The following is a 9595-nucleotide window of genomic DNA, read 5'->3' as shown; positions in this document are numbered from 1 at the left end:
AGTCAGCAACCACCAGTTCAACTGGTGGTTTGATATTAGCCCTAATAAGGGCTTTCTTACTGCTCGCCCAATAGGGCGGTGTCGCAAGCATCCTTACTGGTCCGCTAAAAAGCGGTACTTCTCATATCTTCCTTGCGCGACTCTTCTGCTTGCTCTTTAATGTATTTCTGTACTGCTTCATCGGTTATATTACCAATGGTTTCTACATAATATCCTCGCGACCAAAACGCTTTATTCCACTTACTCTGCAATTCTGGATGTCTATCATAAATCATCAGCGTACTTTTTCCTTTCAAATAGCCCATGAAACTTGATATACTAAGCTTCGGCGGAATTGCTAAGCTTAAATGTACATGATCTACGCATACTGCTCCTGCTATTATTTCTACATTTTTATACTTGCATAGCGTACCAAGTATTTCTCGTACATCTTCTTTTATTTGTCCGTATAGTTGCTTTTTCCGATACTTTGGAATAAATACTATGTGGTACTGGCATTTCCATCTACTGTGTGATAAACTTTTATTGTCCATTGGGACTGCCTCCTATTTTTGAGTTTGGCTTGCGACACCATTCTCATTTTATCATAGGAGGCTTTTTCGTTATATCCTCACCGTTTCCACTTACACTATTCTCCCCAGCATAGCTGGGGGTTTAGTATTTTCAATTATCAGACTCAAACAATAAGGGGATCTTCCACATGAAAGGTTTCCTTTGCTCCAATATGTTCAATTTTTGTTTTATAATTATTTCCCAGATAATAAAATCTCAGACTGTCCTTATCCTTATCAATAATCTTTTCTAAAATATGCTTAACCTCCTGGCATTTACCATAATCCAAAACGCATTCAAACACTGAATTCTGTACTCTCTGCCCGTAATTTAGGCACTGTTTCGCCACCTTTCTAAGTCTAGCCTTCCCGGCGGCATTTTCTGTATTCACGTCATATGTAATTAAAACAAGCATTTATTCACCTACTTCCATAAAAAGGGAGGGTAACCATCCATGTCGCCCCTGACAAAACGCGCCAATAGCATAGCCTGAACATAAGGAACCAGCCCCCATTCAATTGTCTCTTCCAAAAACGGATGCTTGATCTTATCCTGCTTACGCTCCTGCCAATTTCTTAAAATCTCTATTCTCGTTTCATCGTTCATAATGACAGCACCATTTTCCTGTTTCTCAAACCCATTGGCATTCACAATTCTTTTATTAATCAGTGATATTACAAAACGGTCAGCAAAAATGGTACGTAATTCCTCCATCATATCCAATGCCAGCGAAACCCTTCCCGGACGGTCTGTGTGAAGAAAGCCTACATAAGAGTCCAACCCTACTGTTTCCAAAGCTGCTGCTACGTCATGGGCCAACAGTGTATAGATAAAAGACAGCATTGCATTCACGTAGTCAAGAGGCGGCCTCTTATTTCTGTTATGAAAATAAAAGTCGTTCTTCTGCTGCAGAATCAAATCATCAAAAACCGAAAAATATCTGGAAGCTGCCTCCCCCTCATACCCCCGCAGTTCTTCCAATGAAGAGGCCCGCCGGATCAATTGCAGACTTTCCTTTAGCTGTTTTGATACTAACTGAAACCGATCTTCCTCAATGCGCTCTCCATGATCCCGGATAGTCCGGTTAATTACACTCCTTGTATTAAAAACCTTTCCTATTATACAATTTCGTGCTATTTCCAATTTCCTTTCCGGTTGATCTGCAATACGGTATTGCTCTCTCCTTAATACCACATTTCCTCTTGTCTCCCCAACTACTCGTGCCAAAAAACGGCCATGCTGGGTTAAAAAGGTTAAAGCAATATTCCTTTTCGCACACTGCCCCATTAAAGCAGGGCTGGCTCCGGTATACCCAAAGGTTACAATCCCTTCCAGATTATGAAGAGGAACTCTTATTTTTTCCTTCTCCTCCACCAGAACCACAATATTCTCCCCATCAAGGGAGAGATACGCATCCGGTGAAGTCACATATAATATATTCATCAGTTTCCTCATAGCTCTCCCTCTTTCAAATTCCGTGACAGATAATCCGCAACAGTAATTTTTTGATTTAGCTTTGGAAGGCAATATTCTGCCAGAGAACATGCTTTGCATGCCTTAGTAATTTTTACCTTTGGAGTATGATTTTTTTCATACAGCTGGTGCATTTTTTCGAAAGAAGATATTACTTTCCAGCGGAGCTGCTCGTCAAACAGCACTTCCAGCCTGCGCCTGATTTCACCATAATATAAAAATCCCTTTGGTATGTGGCACACCAGCATCTCTTCCAGGCAAATGGCCTGAGCACATAATTGCAGCACATCTGCATCATGCTCTTTTGGTTTTCCCCTCTTGTATTCCACCGGGACCGGCTGATAGGTTCCCTCATAATTTTTCAGTGGAATTCCATCCTTACTTTGATGGAATTCCACTACATCACAATCCCCTCTGACACCCAAAATCCGGGAAAATACCGGCATCCCTCTGGTAATAATCACATTTTTGCGTTTTTCTGCAAAATCTTTGTCATGGGCATTTTCATGCATAATATTTCCCATAACCGTGAAATAATTTTCTTCCCACTGCTGTTCGATATGAATAAGAGCCCATTGTCTGGCACAAAAAGCATAATGCTGGATACCTGACAGCATGAGGAAATCCTCTTCCCTATATTCCTTCATACACTTCCGGCTCAAGCCCATCAAGGCTATGGCAAATCACATCATAATCTTCAAAGCTGCAGGGACTATCTACTAAATCTTCTTTCTCCTTAACCTCCAGAGACCGATGAACCTTGGCAGACGAATACTGACCCATCGGGCAGTTATGCCTCCACCAGTATACCTTGCACACCTCCATGCTGCCATCCGGACGGGCCGAAGAAGCATCATTTTCAAATAATGTCCGGAAAGCTTCTCTGATTTTCTCGGCATCCTCATCCGTAAAGCCGGTTTTCTCAGCCAGCTGATGGTTAATACTTCCGTTAATCCGGTATAACCCAAATTCAACTCTATGCTTTGTACCCATGGTATCCGAGGATTTCTTTCCGTCCTTACCCGGTTCACTGTTCGTACTCTTTGTAATCTGTAAATCCATAATTTCCACCGGAGAAATACTCACCCCTGGATGAATTGACACCGGTCCCCGCACACCAACGGACACACTATTATCCTTAAACGCAAACACCTGTCCGAAGCTGCGCACATCGATCCATTTTTCACAGGCTGCCTTTGCATAGGCTTCACTGTCCTTTGACTTTAAAGCGGCTGCCAGCTCTTCGCAGTTCTTTGCCCTCTCACTTAAGCTTTTATAACCATCCCGGCACCGTTCATCGGACTGTACAAATATTTCCTCTCCCATATCTTGAAGCCTGTTCCGCAATTTCCGTTTGATGCATACATCCGAAATTTCCCCATGACCTTCATAATCCTCTCTTGGACGATTACCATTTAAAGGGTCACCATTGGGATTCGCTTTCCTTGCCGTTACCAATACCGTAAAATCAATCTTGTTTGTAAATCCGCTCATTCTTTCATCCTCCATTCTATTCTTCTGTTGAAACATTTTTCCAATTCCAAAGTTCACTGAGTTCACAATTGTATCCTATCAGAAAACCAACTCCCAGCTTACCCGGAGCAGTAAAATCACCAGGCTTAAACATATCATAAATATCCTGGAACTCCTTTTGGTATCTGACCTGGAGACCAATTTTCAATTTTCTTTTGTAAGGCTGAATTCTTCCATCAATCATAAGCCAGGTTTTATGAGGATTTATCACCATCCTGCTGCGGTACCGTTCCGCATTTGTCTCCCTACTCCCACGTTCAGCCTCCGTAAAGGTATCGTATTCGAACTTATGGGCTGTAGCCAACAGTCTTCCATAGAGATAATCCCGGTCATGATTTGTGCGTTCCAAGCTCATGCTATCAAATTCCCCTTTCTTATTTTTGCTCCTGTCCTGACTTTCCTTACGGATCAGTGCACAGGTGATTTCCAGTATCTTTCTCCGATTATAAATTCCAAACGCCTGGGGCCTGCAGGCACTTTCAAAAGCTGATTTAACGATATCTTTTGGAAGGCTTCGTCCCTCAACAATGCAGGGCATCAGTCTTTTCAACGTATCCTCCATCAGTTTATCATCCACTTGTAAAAGACCATTCCGCTCCACCCCATAGGCAGCCTTCACAATATCCTCCGGTACCGGAGCCATGGGTTTATTCCAAAATGCTTCCGCTTTTTTATAGCTCATTATCCAACAACAGGAACAATGCCAGTATATCAGATGGTTCAGGAAGTCCGATCCTCTCATCTGCTGGTAATAGGTAACAGAAAGCCGCCCCGGTGTGGCTGCGTCCAGCGCCATTACCACAATCTCTTTTGCCGGATCCTCAAACTTAGAATATCGTCCTCTTATAGCAAGTTTTATTTTCTGTGCATACTCCTCGCCCAAATCAGGCGGCAGGATATCCTGACCGGCATATGCCAAATCATATGTATCGTCTTTCAGCCAGTCCGGCACTTCCTCATCCTCCGGATTCCAAGTGACCACACACATGCCATAGCTCCGGTACCCCTGCCGCTCGATCAGCCACCGCAGAGCATTGTGGGCTTCCTGTGACGGGACATATCCTACGCAAACAGCTTCTTCCTTTGATGTAAAACGCCCCCGGTATGTAAAACCGGAACTGTCATTGGCCGAAATCAGTTTTGCCTTATCGGCACTGTTTCTGATTTTCGATGGCTGTTTCTCAGAACATGGCAGGTATTGCCCGGTTATATAATCAAGCCCGCTTTTCTCAAATTCTTTTAAATAATAATTTACATAATTATCATAAACGTTTTGTTCCTTCCACACCTCTCCCAATCCCGGAACGTTCTCATCTTGTATCCGAAAACGTACAAATGCATCGGTCTGCACAATTCCTTCGATTTTTACATCTTCCCGAAGCATACCAGCTTCCGTCAAGATCAGAATTCCGGCTTTCACCAAATCTTCTATCAGCTGTCCCTTTTTCACATAAGAATATATGGCTTTCACATACACATGGCAGCCAGCCTGAACCCATTCTTCAAGCTGATCCATGTAAGCCTGATAAAATTCGGCTGCTTTTTTCTTTGAACTATATTTTTCGTAGTCTCCTGCAATATAGCAGAGCTTATCAAACAGAGGATGAGGTGCGATTCCGCTGGAACGGGTTCCGGAGTCCTCCGTAACAGGAATTATGGTGACCGCTTCCGCCTTTTCCACTTTCCTGGCACTTTTCCACTCTCCGGACATGCCGATGACTATTTCAAGCTGGGCGTTCTGCGTGGAATGGGCAATAGGAAGAAGAATGCATCCCTTCTGGTCCATTCGCCCCACATAGGCCCTGGATTTATCATAAGTTTCATGAAGCACCTGCATATATCCCATCCTATTCCACCCCCATTTCGTCAAACAAGTAACTAAACTCTTCCAGGCCTGTAAAGTTTCCCTGTCCGAATGCCTTACCCTTCATGTTTCGCAGTTCTCTGCGGATTTCACAATTCTCAGGCCGGATAAATTCCACCACCCCTTTTTTCAAAACCGGATGCCAGAACCGTGCCGTCAACTTTCCCTTCTCTTCCTGTCTCACTGCGTCATCCGGGTAGGTCAGTCCATGAACCATAAAACCTAAGGACCATTCTTCCAATTCATCATAAGCTCCCGTTCCCTCATCAAAGCTGCAGGGCTCCACATATGCCTGACACTCCCTGGTCCCAAGAAAAATATCCCTGCGGCCGCCCCGCTCCAGCATTCTTTTTGCAATAAAAAAATGCTTATTTTCATTTCTGTCCGATTCCAGGCCGGGCCGGCTCTCATTCCATTCGAAGTGAGCCTTTACATGGTATTCCACATCTCTTAAATAGGTATAATAAGACAGCGTATTCCCGCCCCCGTATTCAATCGGTCTGATCCCTATGGATTCTGTCTGAATAGGCTTCATCACCCGTACCTTGTCAATGATCCATAAAAACGTCGGCTTCCAGTAGATGCTTTCCGCAATCCCCTTCAATGCCTGGTAGGTCGGAATCTGATAGGAAAATTTCTCTCCTCCGCTTCTGTTTAAAGGGTCAGAAAATAACGCCCTTCTACCGTATACTTTAAATTCAATACTGTTTTCTTTTTCCAACGCTCTCCCTCCTAAACGACCAGAAATTCTTCCTTTCCCTCTGTTACAACTCCCAAATGATCATCATAAAAACCACTTTTCAGGGCTAAAACCTGTCCATTTTTTAAAGGAGTGACGGCTCCTGCCCGGGTCAGTTCTTTTAACTGATCGGGATAAAGATTGACCGCAAATCTCTGCCCCTTCCGAAGCCAATTCATAAGCTCTTTGCTCATAAGCTCTCCGTTCAGCTTATTGATAATGATTTTCCCCTCTTCAAAAGGGACCAAAACGCCAGTGGTATTCTGGTCAATCGGAGCAAAAATCTCTCCGGCTGTCTTAAATGCCTGACATAATGCCAGTTCCAGAATTTTCGTCCTGCCATACTTCCCTGCATAGGCCTTTTTTCCTGCCCAATTACCGCTTAGCAAATCAACCAGATTTGTATTCAGCTTCTCTACCGGATAATTCATCAGGCGCTGCTGTTCCGAATCATAATAATACCTCTCATAATATGCATTCAAAGCCGGTCTGGACAGAAGATCTTGTTGAAAATATTCTCCATTCTTTTGGAACAATTCCACAACGGCCTCGCTGCAGGCCGCCCCTTTCCTTATCTGATCCAGACGTCCCAGGCGTTCCTCTTCATAATGAATCAGATATACCACTCCTTCCTTCTCTTCTCCGTTCCGGTTACATCTGCCTGCAGCCTGGGCAATGCTGTCCAGCCCCGCAAAGGAACGGATAACACAGGAGAAGGATAAATCCACCCCTGCTTCAATCAGAGAAGTGCTGATGCATAACAGCGGTTCTTCTTTGGGCCTGTTTTTTATACGGTTAATAAAAGACAGGCGGTGTTCCGGGCACATATTGGTACTTAAATGAATCAAAGTGACAGGTATATCCCGGTCTTTGAGAGAAGTCTCCATTTCCCGATAAACCGTTTCTGCCGCCTTTTTTGTATTTAAGATGACCAGCATATCCTTATGAACATTCATCAGTTCTGCTAAAAAAGCACACAGTCTGTCCGTATCCAGAATTCCTTTCTTTTCTTCAACTCGAACACGTTTCAACTGTTTATAAAGCCCGTCAACATCGGAGATTATATCAGCCGGAGTTCCCATGTGAACCGAAATCCGAACCTGATCCAATACCGGCTGAGTCGCAGAGCATAAAACAATGGTTGAGCGGCAAACATGACAGAGGTAGTTCATGGCCATATTAAAAATATGTATCATTTTAATTGGAAGGGACTGTATTTCATCAATAATGATTACGGAATCAGTTAGATTGTGGAACCGTCGTACCGAACTTGTCTTACCCGAAAATAATGTGTTCAAGAACTGGACAAAGGTAGTAATGACCACCGGACTATCCCAGTTCTCAGTTAAATGGCGATACCGGTCGATACAATCACCATCTGTTTCATCAGAATCCTCCACTATCACATTAGAATGATGCTCCAAGATTATTTTTTCATTTCCAAGCGCTTCCCGGAATACCTGACTGTTCTGTTCCAAGATGCTTAAATAGGGACCAATGTAAAAAATCCGCTTCTTATTAAGCTTTCGTGCATGATTTACAGCATACCTCATGCTGCTCAAGGTTTTCGCACCTCCGGTCGGGACTGTCAGCCGATAGATCCCCGTAGGATGGTTTGCAAATTCCAGACACTCATCTGCAATTTTCCTTCTCAAAGCAAAGATGCCTTCCTTCAGAGGAAAGCTGTCCAGCTTTCTTTCCAGGTTTGAACCGGAAATCTCCCATAAAGTTTTCCCATCTGTCTCTAAATCCACCGGACTTCTGTCTCCACAGAAAACCGCCGTATCCAGGCGGTCCGCGTCGATCAGTATGGACAAAAGCATTCGTGCAATGAGACCATTTGTAAAAAGACCGCTTAAGTCATTGGCTGAAATCTCCTTTTGAAAATTGCTAACCTCTTCTACTGCCTTTTTAAAACATTCATCTGTTTCAGTGAAAGAAATAGTACTGCTCTTAAGATTCTGAACTACTTCTTCATAATCAAGATTTTCCAGATTTTCAACCCGTTTACGAAAGCAGTCCTCTCCTTGCACAGACATACAGTCATTTACTCCATGATGAGAGAGAATTGCTTCACAAATTAACTGGGCGGTCAGTTTTTCCAGAGAACTTCCTTTATAATATCTTTGGTAAATATAAATAGCCCCTGCGGAGCTGTGATTGACGCCTCCCTGCACTTTTCCAGCCTTTTTAGAAACAGAGGTTCTTATGTAGCTTTCAAATTCCTGGCGCCATTTTCCTAAATCATGATACAAGCCTGCTATATAAGCCAGATATCCCATACCAAGGGGGAGGCCCAAGTGCTTTGCAACTTGAGCTGTTCCCTCCAAATGTTCCTGTACAGTCTGCTCTTTTTCAGGATTGTCGGGATTGATATGAGCGACCATTAAAACACCTTCTTTAATATTGTATTTTCAATTCACAACTTTTAATTAATTATAAAACTTTTTAATATAAATCTCAATATTTTTCTACCTTTTTCGAGCACCTTTGCAACAAATTTCACACCGAACACTCTTATGTATCCCATTTTTCTTTCTTCAGTGGTATCCTGATCAATATTCTCGTATCTTTCCATGTTTACATAAAAATTTGTAGGACAACTCAGACTGACAGTTACATGGACCTCATTGTTTTTATTAGTGTTTTTTGAGTTGTTTAAATTTAAAAAGTGATTCATAATCAACATCCTTTCATTTTTCATTTCTATTTATTTTAAAAAATGAAAGAAAAACTTGAGTGTTCACCCCCCTCCTTTTTGCACAATCTTCTCTAAAAAGGTTGACCTTTAAGCTTAAATCCATTAAAGTAAATATGCTATATTCTTTAGATTAAAGCAGAAGCATTTTCAGACATCACCCAATCAATTTCAACCATTGAATGGGTGATTAGCTTTTCTTCCATTTTTATTTTCGGTAATGTGTCTTGTATTATGTATTTGTTTTATATTAGACTATACCTTTATAACACAATTATTATTTTTTTGCAATGCCTATTATTTTTTTTTCTGTTATTTTTTTCTTTATTGATTTTTCTTAAAAATACATATATTATATATTAGTCGAGTTAATTCTCGTGGGTAGAAAAGGTAAAGTGTATTGTATAATGTGAAGTGAGACCGTACAAAATTTCTGTACGGTCTCCTTTGTTTCCTGTTAATTCTAATTAACTCTCCATATTCTTCTCACACCACTCCCCCAACGCACATTCCTCACACTTTGCCTTCCTTGCCGTGCAAACCGCTCTGCCATGATAGATCAGCTGAAAATTAATCCGGTTCCAGTGTTCTTCCGGCAACGCCTTCTGCAACTCCATTTCCACCTCTGCCGGATTTTTCCCGGAGGCCCAGCCCAACCGTCTGGAAATGCGGAATACGTGAGTATCCACCGTAACCCCCGGTATTCCATAAGCATCTGCCAGAAATAAAGTGGCGG

10 protein-coding genes are annotated in these 9595 nt (G+C 42.4%); all 10 read right to left on the bottom strand.

The genetic code is table 11. From position 1 onward, the window contains the following. Positions 1-104 precede the first annotated feature (104 nt). A complete protein-coding gene (gene tnpA / locus BQ9856_RS05170) occupies positions 105-533 on the bottom strand; it encodes an IS200/IS605 family transposase (RefSeq protein ID WP_077609580.1) in 429 nt (142 codons plus the stop codon). Between the two features lie 143 nt (positions 534-676). Beyond that, positions 677-967: a CRISPR-associated endonuclease Cas2 gene (cas2, locus tag BQ9856_RS05165; RefSeq protein ID WP_077610087.1), complete on the bottom strand. Its 291-nt coding sequence runs from the start codon at positions 965-967 to the stop codon at positions 677-679. Between the two features lie 8 nt (positions 968-975). Continuing rightward, entirely contained in the window at positions 976-2007 is a 1032-nt protein-coding gene (gene cas1c, locus BQ9856_RS05160) for a type I-C CRISPR-associated endonuclease Cas1c (RefSeq protein ID WP_077610086.1), read from the bottom strand. Further along, on the bottom strand, positions 2004-2672 hold the full coding sequence (cas4, locus tag BQ9856_RS05155) for a CRISPR-associated protein Cas4 (RefSeq protein ID WP_077610085.1): 669 nt from the start codon (positions 2670-2672) through the stop codon (positions 2004-2006). The genes cas1c and cas4 overlap by 4 nt, the downstream gene beginning before the upstream one ends. Then, positions 2659-3519, bottom strand: coding sequence for a type I-C CRISPR-associated protein Cas7/Csd2 (gene cas7c, locus BQ9856_RS05150; RefSeq protein ID WP_077613254.1), 861 nt, complete (start codon positions 3517-3519; stop codon positions 2659-2661). Before cas7c ends, cas4 begins: the two co-directional genes overlap by 14 nt. A gap of 16 nt (positions 3520-3535) precedes the next feature. Then, on the bottom strand, positions 3536-5404 hold the full coding sequence (gene cas8c / locus BQ9856_RS05145) for a type I-C CRISPR-associated protein Cas8c/Csd1 (RefSeq protein WP_077610084.1): 1869 nt from the start codon (positions 5402-5404) through the stop codon (positions 3536-3538). A gap of 1 nt (position 5405) precedes the next feature. After that, a complete protein-coding gene (gene cas5c / locus BQ9856_RS05140; RefSeq protein WP_077610083.1) occupies positions 5406-6143 on the bottom strand; it encodes a type I-C CRISPR-associated protein Cas5c in 738 nt (245 codons plus the stop codon). Positions 6144-6154: 11 nt separating this feature from the next. Next, positions 6155-8548 (bottom strand): CRISPR-associated helicase/endonuclease Cas3, encoded by a 2394-nt coding sequence (locus tag BQ9856_RS05135; RefSeq protein ID WP_077610082.1) that lies wholly within the window; start codon positions 8546-8548, stop codon positions 6155-6157. A gap of 41 nt (positions 8549-8589) precedes the next feature. Beyond that, the gene (locus tag BQ9856_RS24485; protein ID WP_077610080.1) at positions 8590-8841 is read right to left on the bottom strand and encodes a hypothetical protein; all 252 of its coding nucleotides are present in this window, start codon (positions 8839-8841) and stop codon (positions 8590-8592) included. Between the two features lie 485 nt (positions 8842-9326). Continuing rightward, the coding region (locus tag BQ9856_RS05125; RefSeq protein ID WP_442855484.1) for an endonuclease III domain-containing protein at positions 9327-9595 on the bottom strand (269 nt) is incomplete at its 5' end.

The organism is Clostridium sp. Marseille-P2415 (assembly GCF_900155545.1).
In the GTDB taxonomy this organism is placed as follows: Bacteria; Bacillota; Clostridia; order Lachnospirales; family Lachnospiraceae; genus Lacrimispora.
Note: the sequence above shows the minus strand (reverse complement) of the source record. Positions and strands in the feature narration are given on the sequence as shown.